Origin of the sequence: Cupriavidus gilardii (assembly GCF_013314895.1) — a bacterium.
In the GTDB taxonomy this organism is placed as follows: Bacteria; Pseudomonadota; Gammaproteobacteria; order Burkholderiales; family Burkholderiaceae; genus Cupriavidus; species Cupriavidus gilardii_C.
In genome coordinates this window covers 136046-154509 of sequence record NZ_JABTYE010000007.1, presented here as the reverse complement: position 1 = coordinate 154509, position 18464 = coordinate 136046, and the positions used below count along the sequence as shown (strand labels likewise).

At 67.3% G+C, this 18464-nt stretch carries 15 protein-coding genes; 10 read left to right on the top strand and 5 right to left on the bottom strand.

All coding sequences use genetic code 11. The features are described from left to right. Positions 1–8: 8 nt before the first annotated feature. The 5 genes from HTY53_RS09415 (at position 9) to HTY53_RS09395 (ending at position 5826) form a co-directional block, all read left to right on the top strand. Positions 9–887 (top strand): flagellin, encoded by an 879-nt coding sequence (locus HTY53_RS09415; protein WP_254599880.1) that lies wholly within the window; start codon positions 9–11, stop codon positions 885–887. 164 nt (positions 888–1051) lie between these two features. Then, complete coding sequence (locus HTY53_RS09410) at positions 1052–2473, top strand: acetate kinase (RefSeq protein WP_174106221.1); 1422 nt, start codon at positions 1052–1054, stop codon at positions 2471–2473. Positions 2474–2729: 256 nt separating this feature from the next. Beyond that, the gene (locus tag HTY53_RS09405; RefSeq protein WP_174106220.1) at positions 2730–3242 is read left to right on the top strand and encodes a DUF1269 domain-containing protein; all 513 of its coding nucleotides are present in this window, start codon (positions 2730–2732) and stop codon (positions 3240–3242) included. A 184-nt stretch (positions 3243–3426) separates the two neighbouring features. After that, positions 3427–4341: a transcriptional regulator GcvA gene (gene gcvA / locus HTY53_RS09400; RefSeq protein ID WP_174106219.1), complete on the top strand. Its 915-nt coding sequence runs from the start codon at positions 3427–3429 to the stop codon at positions 4339–4341. Between the two features lie 714 nt (positions 4342–5055). Beyond that, entirely contained in the window at positions 5056–5826 is a 771-nt protein-coding gene (locus HTY53_RS09395; protein WP_174106218.1) for an SDR family oxidoreductase, read from the top strand. Here the strand turns inward: HTY53_RS09395 and HTY53_RS09390 are convergent. After that, positions 5817–6743 carry a LysR family transcriptional regulator gene (locus HTY53_RS09390; protein ID WP_174106217.1) on the bottom strand — a complete coding sequence of 309 codons (927 nt, stop codon included), beginning with the start codon at positions 6741–6743 and terminating at the stop codon, positions 5817–5819. The genes HTY53_RS09395 and HTY53_RS09390 overlap by 10 nt on opposite strands. A gap of 156 nt (positions 6744–6899) precedes the next feature. Between HTY53_RS09390 and HTY53_RS09385 the strand changes: the two genes are divergently transcribed. From HTY53_RS09385 to HTY53_RS09370, 4 genes are all read left to right on the top strand, one after another. Next, positions 6900–8264 (top strand): acyclic terpene utilization AtuA family protein, encoded by a 1365-nt coding sequence (locus tag HTY53_RS09385; RefSeq protein ID WP_174106216.1) that lies wholly within the window; start codon positions 6900–6902, stop codon positions 8262–8264. 8 nt (positions 8265–8272) lie between these two features. Then, positions 8273–8614: an AtuA-related protein gene (locus tag HTY53_RS09380; protein WP_174106295.1), complete on the top strand. Its 342-nt coding sequence runs from the start codon at positions 8273–8275 to the stop codon at positions 8612–8614. A 101-nt stretch (positions 8615–8715) separates the two neighbouring features. Next, the gene (locus tag HTY53_RS09375; protein ID WP_174106294.1) at positions 8716–9696 is read left to right on the top strand and encodes a Bug family tripartite tricarboxylate transporter substrate binding protein; all 981 of its coding nucleotides are present in this window, start codon (positions 8716–8718) and stop codon (positions 9694–9696) included. 139 nt (positions 9697–9835) lie between these two features. After that, positions 9836–11326 carry an AMP nucleosidase gene (locus HTY53_RS09370; protein WP_174106215.1) on the top strand — a complete coding sequence of 497 codons (1491 nt, stop codon included), beginning with the start codon at positions 9836–9838 and terminating at the stop codon, positions 11324–11326. Between the two features lie 191 nt (positions 11327–11517). On the opposite strand, the gene leuA is transcribed toward HTY53_RS09370, so the two are convergent. After that, positions 11518–13203 (bottom strand): 2-isopropylmalate synthase, encoded by a 1686-nt coding sequence (gene leuA / locus HTY53_RS09365; RefSeq protein ID WP_174106214.1) that lies wholly within the window; start codon positions 13201–13203, stop codon positions 11518–11520. Between the two features lie 826 nt (positions 13204–14029). Here leuA and HTY53_RS09360 point away from each other — a divergent pair. Then, the gene (locus HTY53_RS09360) at positions 14030–15250 is read left to right on the top strand and encodes an Ig-like domain-containing protein (protein WP_368040955.1); all 1221 of its coding nucleotides are present in this window, start codon (positions 14030–14032) and stop codon (positions 15248–15250) included. Positions 15251–15399: 149 nt separating this feature from the next. Here the strand turns inward: HTY53_RS09360 and HTY53_RS09355 are convergent, their stop codons facing one another. The 3 genes from HTY53_RS09355 to feoB form a co-directional block, all read right to left on the bottom strand. Continuing rightward, complete coding sequence (locus HTY53_RS09355) at positions 15400–16029, bottom strand: OmpW/AlkL family protein (protein WP_438820941.1); 630 nt, start codon at positions 16027–16029, stop codon at positions 15400–15402. 210 nt (positions 16030–16239) lie between these two features. Further along, on the bottom strand, positions 16240–16560 hold the full coding sequence (locus tag HTY53_RS09350; RefSeq protein ID WP_174106213.1) for a DUF6587 family protein: 321 nt from the start codon (positions 16558–16560) through the stop codon (positions 16240–16242). Positions 16561–16577: 17 nt separating this feature from the next. Next, the gene (feoB, locus tag HTY53_RS09345; protein WP_174106212.1) at positions 16578–18464 is read right to left on the bottom strand and encodes a ferrous iron transporter B; all 1887 of its coding nucleotides are present in this window, start codon (positions 18462–18464) and stop codon (positions 16578–16580) included.

The following is an 18464-nucleotide window of genomic DNA, read 5'->3' as shown; positions in this document are numbered from 1 at the left end:
CCGTCACCATGTATCGACAAGCCATGACTACGCGGCCGGCGCGCCGCAGCGCCGCCCGTGGCGCTGCAAGTTCGGCCGCGGCAGCGGTGCTGCTCGGCGCGGGGCTGGCTTGCGCCGGCCAGGCGTGGAGCGCGCAGGCCCCGCGCGAAGACGGGCTGGACGCCGGCCTGGCGTCGCACCCGGCCGCGGATCCCCATCACGAAGCGATCGCGGCCGCGCGCAGCGGCATGGCCGGCTGGAAACCGGTCGCCTCGGCCCGATTGGAAGAACTGCGCGGCGGCTTCGAGACCGCCGGCCTGCAGGTGTCGTTCGGCATCGAGCGCGCCGTTTATATCAACGGCAATCTGGTGGTACAGACGAGCCTGGTGATTCCCGACGTCAGTCGCATTACCTCGGAGCAGGCCGGGCGGCTTGCCGCGGCGCTGCAGACCGCGGCCAATGCGGGCTCGGTCGCGGCCAACGCGCTCGGTGGTCAGGCCGGGCAGGGCACGTCGACGCCCGGCAGCGGCAGCGCCGGTTCGTCGGCCAGCGCAGGACAGCCGGGCACGGCCACGTCGACGCCGGGCAGCGCCACGGTGGCGGCGCCATCGCCGCCATCGCCATCCGGGGCGCCCGCGATGCCGGCGCCGGCGGTGATCGCCACCGCCACCGGTTCGGTCAGCACCAACGGCCTGCTGAACCTGATCCAGAACGGGCCGGGCAACAGCTTCAACGCGGGGACGCTGGCCGGTGCGCCGGCGACCGTGATCCAGAACTCGCTCAACAACCAGTCGATCCAGAGCCTGTTGACCATCGATGCGGGCGTGAACACCTTGCAGGCGTTCCGCGCGGGGGTCGCCGGCGCGGCATTGAACAGCGCCCTGCAACGGGCGGCGAGCATGCGGTAGAGCCAGACGCATACGGGACCACACGGAACCACACGGAACCACACGGAAGCACGCGGAAGCAATGGATGCAGACGGTCGCATCCGGTCACACAGGGGTGCAGAGCAACAACGCAAAGCAGGTCGCGGACTCCTGAATCAGTCCGCCATCCGGGGGGAGGAGAGCCATGAGGAAAAGGTCGATGCAGGGCATCCGGCAGGCGGGATGTTCGACCTTGCTTTTGCTGGGGGGATTGGCGCATGCGCAGAATCTGCCCGATGACGGACCCACGGCCGCCAAGCTCGAGGCGTTGAAACGCGAGGTCGCCGAACAGGCGGCGGTGCTCGATGCGATGAAGCGCTCGATGGCCCAGCAAGAGGCCACGATCCGCGAGCTGCGCAGCATCGTCGGCGCCGATGCGCTGTCCAACAAGCGCGGCGGACAACGCGGGCCGGGCGTCACCGGCGGCGATATCGCGACCGGCGCTGCCACGGCGCCGGCTGCGGCCAGCGGCAATACCGGCCTGCCGAATACGAGCAACGTGCCGGTGAATCAGGCGCAAGCACCGGCACCGGCCCCCGCTCGCGCAAATGGCGGCACCACGGTGGCGCAGGTTCAGGAACCGGTCGGGCGGCCGCCGGAGCGCGAGACCCGCCCGCCGGAAATCGCGCCGATCTTCGATCAGCCCGGCGTGCTGACGCCACCCGGCCGGCTGGTGGTCGAGCCGGCGTTCCAGTACGGATACTCGTCCAACAACCGCGTCGCGCTGGTCGGCTACACGGTGATTCCGGCGATCCTGATCGGCCTGATCGATGTGCGCGAGGTCAAGACCTCGACTTATGTCGCCTCGGTCGCGTTCCGCTACGGCATTACCAAGCGGCTGGAGATCGAAGCGAAAGTCCCCTGGGTGCACAGCTCCGGCTCGACCATCAGCCGCGAAGTCTTCACCGGCACCGCGGTGGACAACGTCTTCAATTCGAGCGGCAGCGGGCTGGGCGATGTCGAGGCGACGCTGCGCTATCAGCTGAATTACGGCAATGACCGCATGCCGTTCTTCGTCGGCTGGCTGCGCTACAAGTCCAACACCGGCAAGAGCCCGTTCGAGGTGGTGACCGACTGCGTGCAGCGCTGCATCGGCAATACCACCGGCACCGGGCTGCCGCTGGGCATGCCGACCGGCACCGGGTTCCATGCGATCCAGCCGGGCATCACGTGGCTGCTGCCGACCGATCCGGCGGTGTTCTTCGGCAGCTTCAGCTATCTGCACAACTTCGGCCGCGACAACGTCAGCCGGACCGTGCTGAACGGCCAGAAGGAGCCGCTGGGCAAGATCGAGCCGGGCGATATCTTCGGCTTCAACTTCGGCATGGGCTTGGCGCTGAACGAGCGCGCGTCCTTCAGCATCGGCTACGACCAAAGCATCATCTGGCCGACCAAGCAGAACGGGCAGACCGTGCCCGGCTCGGTGCGGATCACGCAGGGCTCGTTGCTGGTGGGCTATTCGTACCGCTTCAGCGACCGCTATACGCTCAATATCTCGGTCGGTGCAGGGCTGACGCGCGATACGCCGGATCTGCAGGTCAACGTGCGGCTGCCGATCACGTTCTGAGCGCCTGTTCTGCGGCTTCGGCCTGGTTTCCGGCTTCGGCCGGGCCTTGTCCTGGCGTCATCTCCGTCACGTCGGCGTGCTGCCGGCGTGACGGCTACGTGACCCGGCGCCGGCCAGGTACACCGCATTCCTCGGCCGCGCTTGCGATTCCCAGCCTGGTGGCGTACAAAAGTAAAACCCGCCCCGCTGGCGGAATCTGCCGCCACCTGCCAGCCTCGGCAGCCCACGGACGGGACCTCGCTCGGAGGAATCCGTCATGCGCAAACGCATCTATTGGTTATTGCCCGACGTGGTCAGCGCGAAGCGCACCATGGACGATCTGCTTGTCAATCGCGTCGAACACCGGCACATCCACTTCGTCGCCCGCGACGGCATGGACATGACCGGCCTGCATGAAGCCAATCTGTTCCAGACCTCCGATATCGTTCACGCCGCCGAAATGGGTTTGATGATCGGCGGTGCGGTGGGCGTGGTCGCCGGCGTGGTGGTGGCGATGTTCCCGATCGTCGGCGATACCCCGCAATGGGGCCTGGTTGGCGTGCTGGCCGTGCTCGGCGCGGTGTTCGGTGCCTGGGCCTCCAGCATGATCGGCAGTTCGGCGCCCAACAGCCGGCTCAAGCCCTTCGAGGCCGATATCGCCGACGGGAAGATCCTGCTGATCGTCGATGTGCCGCGCGGCCGTTGCGAGGAAATTGAAGCCCTGCTGCGCAGCTCGCATCCGGAAGCCCGCTTCGCGGGGATGGACCCGGCGGTGCCGGCGTTTCCCTGATCGTTTCCCTGATTCCGGCGCGCTGCATCGCTTCGACAGCCTGACGATACGTGGTGCACGAGCGTCGTTGCCCGTGCACCACGTTCCCTCTTCTCGCGCCGGCTCGGCGCGGCTCCCTGTGGATTGACCCCCCGCCAGGAAACCGGTAGTTTCCGTGCGACCATTCCATCTCGCTTGAAGATCGATGAATCGCATGCTGCCGGGCACGCGCGCCCTCCGGACCTTTGAAGCGGCCGCGCGGCATTTGAATTTCACGCGCGCGGCCGACGAGGTCGGCCTCACGCCTGCGGCGGTCAGCTACCAGATCAAGGAAATCGAAGACCAGCTCGGCCTGGCGCTGTTCACGCGCACCAGCCGCAGCATCCGGTTGACGCCCGCCGGCGCGGTCCTTTACGAGGCCGCCGCCGAGGCGCTGGACACGCTGCGCCGCGCCACCGCGCGCGCCCGACGCATGGCGCGCGGCGCTGCCCATCTGCGTGTATCGCTCGAGGCGAGATTCGCGACCAACTGGCTGCTGCCTCGACTCCCACAATTTCGCGCTGCCAATCCCGGCCTGGAACTGACCTTCGACATCAGCGAGCAGGTCCGCGATTTCGAAGCCGACGATATCGACGTCGCCATCCGCTTCGGCGCCGGCCAGTACGACGGCGCTCGCGCCGACCGTCTGTTCGGCACGGTGGTGGTGCCGGTCTGCAGTCCTCGCCTGCTCCAGTCCGGTCCGCCGCTGCGCGAGCCGCGCGATCTGCTGCACCACACGCTTTGCCATGTCGATTGCCGGACCGAAGGCATTGTCTGGCCGGATTGGCCGATGTGGATGGCGGCCGCCGGCATCGAGAACTTCGACGGCAGTCGCTGCATGGCCTTCGCCGATTCCACGCACGTCGTGCAGGCCGTGCTGGACAGCGGCGCGGTCGGCCTGGTCGAACTGCCGATGATCGCCAACGACCTTGCGGCTGGCCGTCTGGTCAGGCTGTTCGACATCGACGTCAGCGTGGCGCAGGACTATGCGTATCACCTCGTCTATCCGGAGAGCGCCAGCGACGATCCACGCGTGGTGGCGTTTCGCAGCTGGATGCTGGAAGAAGCAGGCAGCGGATGAAGTGAACACGCGTGGCTTCGGTACGCATCGCGACCCATCGCCCTACCGTCTCGCACTGCCGTATTTTTCTATCCGTTACCGTAGCGTACGGTCTTCGCTTTGAAGCGCCACGGGCGCGCAATATGGCTTGCATTGAATCAGTTTGGTGGCAGTCTGATTCCGATGGAGCCATTTGGCCGTGATGGCACATCGATAGGCCACGAGATTCCGAATCCTTCGATAGTCGTCGCCCAGCGAACGGCCGAAGATCGGTTCATGGTGCGCGATCCGATTCCGCAGCTTTCGGACTTGCTCGAGGTCGCCGTAGATCGCATGTCGTCGTTGCGCGGTGGTGCCTTCCGTTGGCAAGCCTGGGAGTACCCGCTTGAGGTGAGGCGCCCAGACCAGGGCTGCAGGGTCATCGTCAGTGACCACACCTGCCGCCATCTCGTAGCTCCCTATCCGGGCCGGCGACAACGCCGCCTTGACCGCTTCGATCGTGATTCTGTCCTGAATTGACGCCATTCTTCGAACGCTATATATTTCGGCCACTAGCCGCGGGACTTGCGGGCGCAAGCCTCCCCCCGAGGACAGACGATAGTGCCGAAAGAACCCGCCATGTGCGGGTTTTTTCATTTGTTGTCAGTGTGCGCAACGTGGCCGTGTCTTGTGCTGTCGTGGCGGGTCGTCTCACGGCGTGGTGCTCAGGTCTGCCCGTGCGGTATATTTCCTCGCATGTCCGCGCATCCCTCCTCCCATCCCTTCTCCCTGACCGGCCGCGTGGCGCTCGTCACCGGCGGCGCGCAGGGTCTTGGCATCGCCATTGCCAGAGGTTTGATCGACGCCGGCGCCACCGTGCTGGTGGCCGCGCGCAATTCGCAGCGTGTCGAGCAGGCCGTGGCCGCGCTTGGTGAGCGCGCGCATCCTCTGGTGCTCGACATTACCGACGAGGCCGCGGTAGCCAAGGCGTTCGATAGCATCGACACGCAATACGGCCGGCTCGACATCCTGGTGAACAACGCCGGCGCGCGCAATCGGCAGACCATGGCCGAACTCGATACCGGCGACCTGCGCGCGATGATGGAGACCAATCTGGTCGCGCCGTACAACCTGTGCCGGCATGCGGCGACGCGCATGCGCCGCGGTGGCTATGGCCGCATCATCAATGTCAGTTCGATCGCGGGGCAGGTCGCCCGCGGCGACGACGTGCTGTACCCCGCCACCAAGGGTGCGCTCGATGCGCTGACGCGTTCGCTATCGGCGGATCTGGGGCGCGATGGGGTCACCGTCAACGCGATTGCGCCGGGGTTCTTCGCCACCGAGCCGAACCAGCCAATGGTCGGCGATGCGGGCGTCAAGGACTGGCTGCAGCGCCGCACTTCGCTGGGCCGCTGGGGGCAGCCGGACGAAATCGCAGGCGCCGCGGTGTTTCTGGCATCGCCGGCGGCGTCCTATGTCACCGGCCACGTGCTGGCCGTCGACGGCGGCTATCTCGCTCACTTCTGACGCGACCGCCGCTCGGTATCCTGCGTGCCGCGCCGCTTGCGGAAGTGGGCATAGACGTAATCGAGCATCGCGCTGGCCGCGGCTGAGTCGCCGCGGTCGCGCAGCCGGACCAGGCAGATATCGCGTACCAGCGATTCGAGCCGCAGCGGGCGGATCGCCAGGTTTGGCAACTGGAACTGGAACAGCGCCAGCGACGGCACCACCGTGACGCCCAGTCCAGCCGCCACGAGCCCGGCCACCGTGGCCAGATGCTCCACCTCCATCACGCCATTGAGCCGCGTCGGATGCAGCGCGGCATCCAGATGCTGGCGCACGCTGCTGGTCCGCGACAGATGGATGAAGGGCAGGCCGGCGAGCGCGGACGGCGCGATGCTGCGGCGCGTGGCCAGCGGATGATCGGCCGGGCAGACCACGTGAAAGGAGTCCGCCACCAGCGGCTCGATCTTCAGATCCGCATCCTGACCGGGCGCCGGCGCCAGCGCGAAATCGACGCGGCCGCGCCTGACCAGATCGATGCAACCGTCGGCCAGCACGTCGTGCAGTGCGAGCGCGATGCCCGGGTAGCGCTCGCGGAAGGCGGCCAGTACCGGCGGCAGATCGCCGGCAGCGATCGACGGCAGCGCGGCGATCGCGACCCGTCCCTTGCGGCGCTCGGCATGGTCGCGCAGGTCGGCGAAGGCGTCCTCGAAATCGGCCAGCAGCCGCTCGGCCACCTCCTCGAAGCGGCGACCCTCCGCGCTGAGTTCGACAAACCGCGTGGTGCGCTCGAACAGCCGGGCGCCCGCCTGCTCTTCCAGCGTGCGGATCAGCGCGCTGAATGCCGACTGCGACAGATGGCAGGCCTGCGCCGCACGCGTGAAATTGCGCTGCTGGGCCAGTGCGACGAAGGCACGCAGATGCTTGACGGAGAGGTTCATGGGGAGGGATGGATGGCGAATTTATCCAGTACATCGCTAGATTAATCGAAATAATCCGTTTTTCCGAATTGGCCGTCGTGCCTAGAATGCCGAGATCGGCTGCGTAGTTGCGCCGTCCCTTGTTCCGACTGACGTCCTGCTGATATCGCACCTGCCATGGTTTCTCCGCTCTCGATCGGCTCCGGTGCCGGCTTTTCCGGCGATCGCATCGACGCCGCGCTGCCCGTGGTGCGCACGCTGATCGCCGACGGCGGGCCCTCCGCGCTGATCTTCGAAACGCTGGCCGAGCGTACGCTGGCGCTGGCCCATCTGGCCCGACGCGCCGACGCAGAGCGCGGCTACGAGCCGCTGCTTGATGCGCTGCTGACCCCGGTGCTGGGCCAGTGCCTGGCACACGGCATTCCGATCATCGGCAATTTCGGCGCGGCCAATCCCCACGGTGCCGGGCGGCGTGTTCAGGCGCTGGCGGCAGAACTGGGACTGCCCAGGCCCCGCGTTGCCGTGGTCGAGGGCGACGATCTCTCCGGCGACGCCGGGCGCGCATTGCTGTCCGGCATCCTGGGCGAGGCGTTTCCCGAGCGCCGCTTCGTCTGTGCCAACGCCTATATCGGCGCGCAGGGCATTGCCGATGCGCTGGCCGCCGGCGCCCAGGTGGTGGTATGCGGCCGCGTCGCCGACCCGGCGCTCGCGGTCGGTCCGGCGATGGCGCATTTCGGCTGGTCCTGGCAGGACTGGGACCGCATCGCATGCGCGACCATGGCGGGCCATCTGCTCGAATGCGGAGCGCAGGTGACCGGCGGCTACTTTGCGGACCCCGGCATCAAGGACGTTCCCGACGTGCATGCGCTGGGCTATCCGATCGTGCGCCTCGACAACAATGGCGGCATCGAAATCGGCAAAGCGGCCGGCACCGGCGGCTGCGTCGATCTGCGTACCGTCAAGGAACAGCTGCTGTACGAAGTGCACGACCCCGCCGCCTATCTGACGCCCGATGTGATCGCCGACATCGGCGCGGTCACGGTCGAGCAGCTCGGCCCGGACCGGGTCGCGGTGCGCAATATCCGAGGCCATGCGCGGCCGGAGCAACTGAAGGCCAATCTGTTTCACGAGGGCGGCTGGATCGCGGAAGGCGAGATCTCCTACGCCGGACCGAACGCCGCGGCGCGCGCCAGGCTCGCTGGCGACATCGTGCGCAAGCGGATGGCGATGCTGGGCCACGAGGTCCCCGTGCGGCTTGACCTGATCGGCGTGCTCAGCGTGCTGGCCGACGATGGTGGAGCATGGCTCGCCGCGCCGCAACCGCACGAGGCGCGGAGCCAGGACGTGCGGCTGCGTGCCGCGCTGGCGCACGAGGACAAGGCCGTGGCCGAGGCGCTGCTGCGCGAGGTCAATGCGCTGTACTGTTGCGGCCCCGCCGGCGGCGGCGGCGTACGCACGGCGCTGCGGCCGCGGCTGAACGCGATGTCGTGCCTGGTGCCGCGCGATGCGGTGTCGCCGCGCCACACCATGATCGAAGGCTGAACATGACGATGCCCGACACCATTGCGCTTTATCGTCTGGCCCACGCCCGCACCGGCGACAAGGGCGACCGCTCGAACATCAGCGTGATCGCCTACGACGAGCGCGATTTCCCGCATCTGCTGCAGTACGTCACCGAGGACGCGGTGCGGGAGTTGTTCCGCCATCGCCGTCCCGCCACGGTGACGCGCTACGTCGTGCCGAGCCTGCATGCAATGAACTTCGTGCTCGACGGCGTGCTCGATGGTGGCGTCAACGATGCGCTCAATCTCGACGCGCATGGCAAGGCGCTGTCGTTCCTGCTGTTGCAGCTGGAGATTCCGTTGCCGCCGCGCCTGCGTGCGGGCGGCTGACGCGGTGCCTACGCATCGGCCCATCCCGACCTGATAAAACACCCAGAGGAGACCCAACCATGCCATCCCGCTTTCTGCCTGCCGCCATGCGAACGCAGCCGATGCCGCGCCTGAGGACGCTGCTCCCGGCGCTGGCCGCACTGACGGCCTTCACCGCGCTCGCGCTGCCTTCCACACCGGCGCGTGCGGAATTCCCCGACAAGCCGGTCCGTTTCGTCGTGCCCTTCGCCGCCGGCAGCGCCACCGATCAGCTGGCCCGCGCGATCGGACAGGCAATGACCACCGATGCCAAGGTCACCGTGGTGGTCGACAACAAGCCCGGCGCCAACGGCTTCATCGCGGCCTCCGACGTCGCCAAGGCCGCGCCCGACGGCTATACGGTGCTGATCACGACCAACACCACGCACGCGGCCAACGAGCATCTGTTCAAGAAGCTGCCCTACGATCCGGTCAAGGACTTCACGCCGATCACCGCGCTGGGCAAGGGCGGACAGATCATGGTGGTCAACCCGCAGTTGCCGGTGAAGACGGTGGGCGAGTTCATCGCGCTGGCCAGGCAGCAGCCCGGCAAGCTGAGCTTCGGCAGCGGCAGCTCGTCGTCGCGCATCGCTGGGGAGCTGTTCCAGCAGATGGCGCAGGTCCAGCTGCTGCACGTGCCGTACAAGAGCAATCCGCTGGCGGTCACGGACCTGCTTGGCAACCAGATCCAGATGATGATCACCGATACCGCCACCGGCCTGCCTCAGGTCAAGAGCGGCAAGCTGCGTGCGCTGGGCGTGTCGGGCAAGACCCGTTCGCCGCTGGCGCCCGATGTGCCGACCATCGACGAGGCCGGCGTCAAGGGCTACGAGATGAGCTACTGGTTCGCGGCGTACACGCCCGCGGGCACGCCGCAGCCGGTGGTGGCCAAGCTGAACGACCTGCTGGTCAAGGCAGCGCGCAGCCAGACCGCGAGCAACTTCTATCGCAGCACCGGCACCGAGGTCTTCACCAGCACGCCGGCCGAACTGGCGACCTTCCAGCAGCAGGAATCGGCCAAGTGGGGGCGCATCATCCGCGCCGCCAATATCCAGCCGGAGTGAACGAATGTTGTCGTCCCCGCGCAAGCGGGGACCCGGCGACTTGCAAAAGACGCTGGATTCCCGCCTTCGCGGGAACGACGTGGCGACGGTTTCCCGAGTAGCCAGTACGGTCGTGTGCCGTGCACGTGCGGGCCGGAGTATGATCGTCGCCATGCAAGCCTCGATCTTCTCTTCCGCCCATCCGGCCGACCAGTTGGCCGAGTTCACGGACCCCGAAGCCGCGCTGGCGCGCATCGGCGAAATCTACGACAACGCGGTTGGCGCGGTGCGCGCGCGCTTCGATGCCTTTGCCCGCGGCGAGCCGCTGCCGTCCGCCGCCCACGCCTGTTATCCCTATCTGGGCATCTCGGTCAATATCGAAACGATGGTGACCGACAGCCGGCCCTCGTGGGGCACTGTGGCATACCCCGGGGTTTATGGCACCACCGTGACACGGCCCGATCTTTTTGCGGACTACTACCGCGACCAGATCGAACGGCTGATGCGCTATCACCGCGTGCCGGTAGTGGTCGGCACCAGTCGGCGGCCGATACCGCTGCCCTTCGTGATCGAGGCCTCGACCACCGACATCAGCTATACCCAGGCGCGCGAACTCGAGGCATCGTTCGTGCTGCCCGAGCTCAGCCGCATCGACGATGCGATTGCCAACGGCACCTATGAGCCGGTGCCGGGCGAGGCCTGGCCGCTGTCGCTGTTTCCCGCCGAGCGCGTCGATCTGGCGCTGCAACGTCTGTACCACTACACCGGCACGGCGCCGCAGCACTTCCAGCGTTTCGTGCTGTTTACCAACTACCAGCGCTATGTCGACGAGTTCGTTGCGCTGGGCCGCTCGCTGATGAGAGACGGCGATGGCGACGAGTACGTCCGCTTCGTCGAGCCTGGCGATATCGTGCAGAACCACGGCGAGGCGGAGCCCGATCTCGCGCTGTATCCACGCGCGCTGCCGCAGATGCCGGCCTACCACCTGGTGCGCGAGGACCGGCTCGGGGTCACGCTGGTCAATATCGGCGTCGGCCCGTCCAACGCCAAGACAATGACCGACCATCTGGCGGTGCTGCGCCCGCACTGCTGGCTGATGGTGGGCCACTGCGGCGGCCTGCGCCGCTCGCAGCAGCTTGGCGACTACGTGCTGGCGCACGCCTATGTGCGCGACGACCACGTGCTGGACCAGGACCTGCCGCCATGGGTGCCGGTCCCGCCGATCGCCGAGATCCAGGTCGCGCTGCAGGAGGCGGTGGCGCGCGTGACCGGGCTGTCGGGCAACGAGATGAAGACGCGGATGCGAACCGGCACCGTGGTCTCCACCGACGATCGCAATTGGGAGTTGAAATCGAAGACGCTGTACGCGCGCTTCAACCAGTCGCGCGCGATCGCGATCGATATGGAAAGCGCGACGGTGGCCGCCAACGGCTTCCGCCTGCGCGTGCCCTACGGCACGCTGCTATGCGTGTCCGACAAGCCGCTGCATGGCGAATTGAAGCTGCGCGGCATGGCCAACGCCTTCTATCGCCAGCGCGTCAGCCAGCATATGACAATCGGCCTCGAAGCCATCCGCATCCTGCGCGAGAGCGGCGTCGAGGCGCTGCATTCGCGCAAGCTACGCAGCTTCGACGAGCCGGCGTTCCGGTAAGCCGCGATAACGCCTGTATCCCACTGATGTTCCCTCTCCCGCTTGCGGGAGAGGGGTAGGGGAGAGGGCAATGGGCGCCAGCAAACCTCAAGCGGTATCGCCAGCGCTAAAGCCTTGCCCTCTCCCTAGCCCGTCTCCCGCAGGCGGAAGACGGGAGCAGACCACGGGTGTTGCGGGACCAGCCGCGTATCTCAAGCGGCCTGCTGCTCCGAACCGCGTTGCCCTGCCTCGGCGCGCAAATGCCGATTGACCCCCGACACCACCGCCTTCAGCGACGCCGTCACGAGATTCGCATCGATGCCCGCGCCGAAGCCGGTCGCTGATTCCCCGACCCGTACCTCGACATAGCACGCCGCGCGCGCATCGGCGCCCGATGACTGTGCGTGCTCGTGGTAGTCCATCACGCGCACCGGCATGCCGAGCGCGCGCACGAAGGCGTCGATCGGACCGTTGCCCTTGCCGCGCACCACGCGCGTGGCGCCATCCTGCACCAGCGTGGCCTCGATCTCGACCTGATCGTCCGCGCCCGACATCATCCGGTGCGACACATAGCGCAGCGGCGCATCGACATCCAGGTATTCGCGGCGGAACAGCGCGTACAGATCGTCCGCGCTCGCCTCGGCGCCGGTCTCATCCGTCATCCGCTGCACGGCGCGGCTGAATTCGATCTGCAACCGGCGCGGCAGATACAGCCCGTGCACCTGTTCGAGCAGATAGGCCATGCCGCCCTTGCCGGACTGGCTGTTGACGCGGATCACCGCGTCGTAGCTGCGGCCCAGGTCCGCGGGATCGATCGGCAGATACGGCACCTCCCAGATCGCGTCCGGCTTCTGCTGCGCAAAGCCCTTGCGGATCGCATCCTGATGCGAGCCCGAGAACGCCGTGAACACCAGATCGCCGGCATAGGGATGGCGCGGGTGCACCGGCAGCTGGTTGCAATGCTCGACGCACTGGCGCACCTCGTCGATATCGGAGAAGTCGAGCTGCGGATCGACGCCCTGCGTGTACAGGTTCAACGCCAGCGTGACCAGGTCGACGTTGCCGGTGCGCTCGCCGTTGCCGAACAGGCAGCCTTCGACGCGATCGGCGCCCGCCATCACCGCCAGTTCGGCTGCCGCGACCGCGGTGCCGCGATCGTTATGCGGATGCACCGACAGCACGATATCCGCGCGGCGCGCGAGATGGCGATGCATCCATTCGATCTGATCGGCAAACACATTGGGCGTGCTGCATTCGACCGTGCTGGGCAGATTCAGAATCATCGGCCGCGCGGCACTCGGTTTCCAGATGTCTGCGACCGCATCGCTGACCTCGAGCGCGAAGTCGAGCTCGGTCATGCTGAAGGTCTCCGGCGAATACTCGTAGGTCCAGGCGGTGTCGGGAATGGCATCGGTCAGTTCGCGGATCAGCCGTGTGCCCGCCAGCGCGATCTGCTTGACCTCGTCGCGACTTGCCCCGAACACGATGCGGCGAAACGCCGGAGCGATCGGGTTGTACAGGTGCACGACCGCACGCGGCGCGCCGCGCAGCGATTCGATGGTGCGGCGGATCAGATCGTCACGCGCCTGCGTCAGCACGACGATGGTCACGTCGTCGGGAATGCGGTTCTGCTCGATCAGCATCCGCACGAAGTCGAAATCGGTCTGCGACGCCGAGGGAAACGCGACCTCGATCTGCTTGAGGCCAATCTTCACCAGTTGTTCGAAGAAGCGCAGCTTGCTGGCCGGGCTCATCGGCTCGATCAGCGCCTGGTTGCCGTCGCGCAGATCGGTGCTCATCCAGATCGGCGCGCGCGTGATGCGCTGGTTGGGCCAGGTGCGGTCGGGCAGATCGACGGTAGCGGCGGGACGGTATTTGACGGCGGGGTTGCGCAGCATGAACGGGTCCTCCTCGCGAGGAAATCGCGATAGCGAAAGAAAAAGCGGAACGCATGGCAAGCGAACGATCGAATGCCGATCAGCTCCGCAATCGAGGCCGATTGCGGCGTGCCAATGCGAACGGAAAGGTGGCGACAGGCTGCCGAACTGCCACGGGGCGCTAGGCCCGGCAACCGATCGGTAGGTCTAGTTGTAGCGAGGAGAGAGCGCAGGCGAGCGCCAGGACCGAGCCGAGGCCATCGATGGCGATCGCACGACGCGCGCGCGCCGACGCGGCGATGCGCAGGGCATCGGCGGCTTGGCGGTGGACGGTCGGCGCAACGGACATCGTGCTGGCTGGTATGAGGGTGTCGAGATTCGACGAGATTCGACGGAATCGACGGAATCGACGGTGTAGAAGCCACCAAGCGTAGTGCATCGAGCGTCGACTCGTCAAGCACGCACCCGCGCTGCGGCGGTGCGGCACCACACCGCGGTCTCGCCCACATGGACGAGATCGCGCTCTGCGCCTCGTACCTGAACGCGTGCTGCCACACGCAAACCGCGGCGATGGTCCACCGCTTGGCCGGTACAGCGACGCGCGCGTCGCGCCTAGCCTGAAGGGGGACATTGTCCCAGCCAACGGGGAGACATCATGAGAACGGCAACGGGGTCGAAGGCGCTCGCCTGGATTGCGGCGACGCTCACAGTGATGGTATTGGCCGCATGTGGCGGAGGGGGCGGCGGCGATGGTGCGGGGGCGGGTCCCAGCGCGGGATCGGGCTCCGGTTCCGGCAGCGCTTCAGGTCCCGGGTCTAACGGTTCCCCAACGACGGTCAGCTATACCGTGACACTCGGACAATCGGCGGGACAGGTCGGCGTGGGCCGCACGCTGACACTGGCCGCCGTCGTGGTCGACAGCAACGGCAAGGATGTCACCGCCCAAGGCAGCTACGCGTGGACCTCGTCCGATCCCGCGGTCGCAACGGTGACGCAGAGCGCCGACGTTGCCGGCGCCGCTGTCGTGACCGGCATCGCGGCGGGTACCGTCAACGTGCAGGTCGCCGCGACCATCCACGGTGCCGACGGCAGGGCGATCGCGCTGCCGGTACAGACGGCCACGATCACCGTCGCGGCCAGCAACAACTACAGCCTTGCGGTGTCGCATCCGCTGCTGACGCTGGCCAACGGCGAAACCCGGCAGATCCGCGCCACGCTGCTCGATGGCGACGGGATCGATGTGTCGGGCGCGGTGCATGACTGGGCCTGGGCCAGCTCGGCCGCCGGCATACAGCTCAGTGCGGATCGCGAGCGCGCGACGCTGCACGGCGTCAATCCGTCGACCACCAGCACGCTCGAGGGCACGGTCACGGTCGGCGTCACGGCGCCCAATGGCGTCGCGCTGGCCGCGCGGATCGCCGTCGTCGTGCTGAAGAACGGCAGCTACGCCTACACGCTGGAGCTGCTGCGCAACGGCGCGCCGATCGACGCGATCTCTATCCTGAACGGCTATCCGGCCACGCTGTCGGCCCGCGTGATGCGCAGCGACGGCCTTGATGCGACCGCGCAGTTCGACGGCCAATGGTCGTACGCCAGTACTTCGCCGTCGCTGTCGGTCCAAGCCAATGCGCAGTCCACTGCGAGCGGGCGCGGCTTCACGCTGAACACGAGCCGCCCCAATGGCGCCGATCCGCTGCAGAGCCTGTTGAAGATCACGGCCTCCAGCAAGGCGCTGGACGCCACGCCGAGTGCCGGCCTGACGGTGACCGAGCAGCCGACCTGGGCGCTGGTCTACGACGGCCCGCAACCGCTGCGCATCGCCACGATGCCGCCGCTGCCGATCCCGGTCACCGCGACCGTCAGGCATCGCGGCAACGCGCTGACGTTCCTGGAGTGCGAGGCCTGGGATTGGCAGCAGGCCGGCAATGTCGCCGTCACCCCGGCAACGCATCCGGGCCAGGTCGGCGTGACGCCATTAACCCCGGGCGACTTCTCGCTGACCGCGAGCTGCAGCGTCAGGAAGACCGGGCAACGGTTGTCGGTGACGATTGCGGGCACCGCGATCTGAGCCGTGCGCAGCTGGCGCGCCACGCCGTGCCGTTCCGCGCCGTGCGAAGCAGCCCCCATGGCGACCAGCCTGGGGGCGTTTCATCGGTCCGCAACAGAGGCAGCGAGGGACGAGCGTACCCGTTTCTGCGTGCCAAAAAGCACCGGTCCTCAGAACCGATATCCCACGCCGACGCTGAACAGCCAGGGATCCAGCTTGACTTCCGACACCTTGGCGCCGGCCGCCTTCACATCGCTGGAGAGCCACACCTTCTTGATGTCCGCATTGAGATACCAGCTGCGCGTCAGCCGGTAGTCCATGCCGATCTGCAGCGCGGGGGCGATGCTCCAGCGGTCCAGCGACAGCGTATTGCCGGCGATATCGGCGCCCCAGATCCGCGTGAAGTTCAGCCCCGCGCCGATATAGGGCCGGAAGGTGGCATGCGGCAGCAAGTGGTACTGCACCAGCAGCGTCGGCGGCAGATGCTTGAACGATCCGATCCGGTTGCCGTCGAGGTAGACGTCGTGCTTCTGCGGGATGGTCAGCACCAGTTCCGCGGCGATATGCGGCGTGAAGAAATAGGTGACATCGAGCTCCGGGATCCACTTGTTGTTGACGCCGATCCGGTCCGCGTCACCAACACCGCCGACGGGATCGGACTTCTGCGCAAAGTCGAGATAGGTGCCGCGCAGGCGGACCATCCAGTTGCCTTCCGGGTGGGTACCGGCTGGCGTGCCGGCTGCGGCGCCGGCGGCATCGGCGGCATCGGCGGCGGTGGCGTGCAGAGGGGAGAAAGCCATCATCGCGGCGATCAGGCCGGAGAGGGCGGCGGTCGAACGGAGACGAGGAGATTGCATCGGGCTCATGTTGTTATCGACAGGACTGGGAAAGACCCCATGCCGAGTGTGCCCCTGGTACCTGCGGACCCGTTTGACCTAAAGCAAAGGGCCAGCAAAAGCTGGCCCATTCTGCTGCTGCGTGCTACGGCGCGCCTGGTCGAGTATCGCGGCCTAACTTTTGCCTTGCGGCTTGCGCACGATGCGAATCGGTTTTTCCTCGGGCAGCGGCGTGGCGTTCGACGTATTGCTGTCGCAGCTGTTGCAGCCGCCGCTGTCGCAACCAGTCGCGCACCCCGACGCCACCGCCTGCGGCGCCAGCCGGGCCACCAGCCGCGCGCGCCATCCGCGTGCCTGCGCGCCGCCAAGGCTGGCGGCCAGCGCGGCCTTGGCGCGCTCGCGCGTGCGCGGCATATAGCGCGCCGCCACCGACAGCGCGCATACCAGCACGATCAGCGGCACCAGCACGGATTCGACGACGTGATAGAGCGGCATGATGGCTTCCGGCCGCCTCAGCTGAACAGCAGCGCCACGCGATAGGTGACGAATGCCGCCAGATACCCCAGGCCCGCGAGATAGAGCGTGGAGGCCGCCATCACCTTCCACGAGTTGGTCTCGCGGCGGATCACCGCCAGCGTCGAGATGCACTGCGGCGCGAACACGAACCACGCCAGCAGCGCGAGCGCGGTGGCCAGCGACCACTGCGCGGCGATCATCGGCGCCAGTTGCGCGGCCACCGTGTCTTCGCTGCCCGACAGCGCGTAGACGGTTGCCAGCGCGCCGACCGCGACCTCGCGCGCCGCCAGGCCCGGCACCAGCGCGATACAGATCTGCCAGTTGAAGCCGACCGGCGCAAACACCTTCTCCAGCGCGTGGCCGATCATGCCGGCAAAGCTGTAGTCGATCGGCGGCAGCGTCGCGCCTTCCGGCGGCGCCGGGAAGGTAGCCAGGAACCACAGCAGCACGGTCAGTGTCAGGATCACCTTGCCGACGCGCGACAGGAAGATGCGGGCGCGTTCCCACAGGCCGATCAGCACGTCGCGCGGATTCGGAATGCGGTAGGCCGGCAGCTCCATCAGCAGCGGATGCTCGGTGCGGTCGCGGCGGAAGAACTTCAGCGCATAGGCGACCACCAGCGCACTGACGATGCCGGCCACATAAAGCGCGAACAGCACCAGCCCCTGCAGGTTGAACACGCCCATCACCGTGTCCGCCGGAATGAAGGCGCCGATCAGCAGCGCATAGACCGGCAGCCGCGCCGAGCAGGTCATCAGCGGCGCGACCAGAATCGTGGTCAGGCGGTCGCGTGGATCCTGGATCGTGCGGGTCGCCATGATGCCGGGAATCGCGCAGGCGAAGCTCGACAGCAGCGGGATGAACGATCGGCCCGACAGCCCGGCGCCCATCATTAGGCGATCGAGCAGGAAGGCCGCGCGCGGCAGGTAGCCCGATTCCTCCAGCGTCAGGATGAACAGGAACAGGATCAGGATCTGCGGCAGGAACACCACCACGCTGCCCAGGCCGGCGATCAGGCCGTCGACGATCAGGCTGCGCAGCAGTCCGTCGGGCAGCAGGCCCCCGACCAGTTCGCCGGCATACGCCACGCCCCCCTCGATGCCTTCCATGACCGGCTCGGCCCACGAGAACACCGCCTGGAACATCAGGAACAGCAGCACCGCCAGGATCGCCAGGCCGAACACCGGATGGAGCACCACGCGGTCGATGCGGTCTTCCAGGCTTGCCGACGCGGTCGGCATCGCCACCGCGGCGTCCAGCAGGCGCTTGACCTCGGCATGCGTGTCGAAGTCGTCGGCCTGGGCCGGCGGAGCGGGCGGGGCCGACGGCAGCGCGCCATCGAGCACCGACAGCAGCGCCGCGGCGCCGCCGCGCCGCACGGCGACCGTCTGTACCACCGGCACGCCCAGCGCCGCGGCGAGCTTGTCGCGATCGATGCGGATGCCGCGACGTTCGGCCGCGTCGCTCATATTGAGCACCACCACCATCGGCAGGCCGAGGCGGCGCAGTTCCAGCACGAAACGCAGATGCAGCCGCAGATTGGTCGCGTCGACCACCGACACCAGCAGGTCGGGCACCGTCTCGCCCGGGCGGTTGCCCATGCAGACGTCGCGCGTGATGGCTTCGTCCAGGCTGGTCGCGTGCAGGCTGTACGCCCCGGGCAGATCGAGGATGCGGACCTGCCGGCCGGACGGCGCGACGAAATAGCCTTCCTTGCGCTCGACCGTGACGCCGGCGTAGTTGGCCACCTTCTGGCGGCTGCCGGTCAGCCGGTTGAACAGCGCGGTCTTGCCGCAGTTGGGATTGCCGACCAGCGCGACGCGCAGCGGGGCCTGCGCGGTGGCGGCGGAAGCGGGAGTGGCGGGAGAAGTAGCGACGGACAT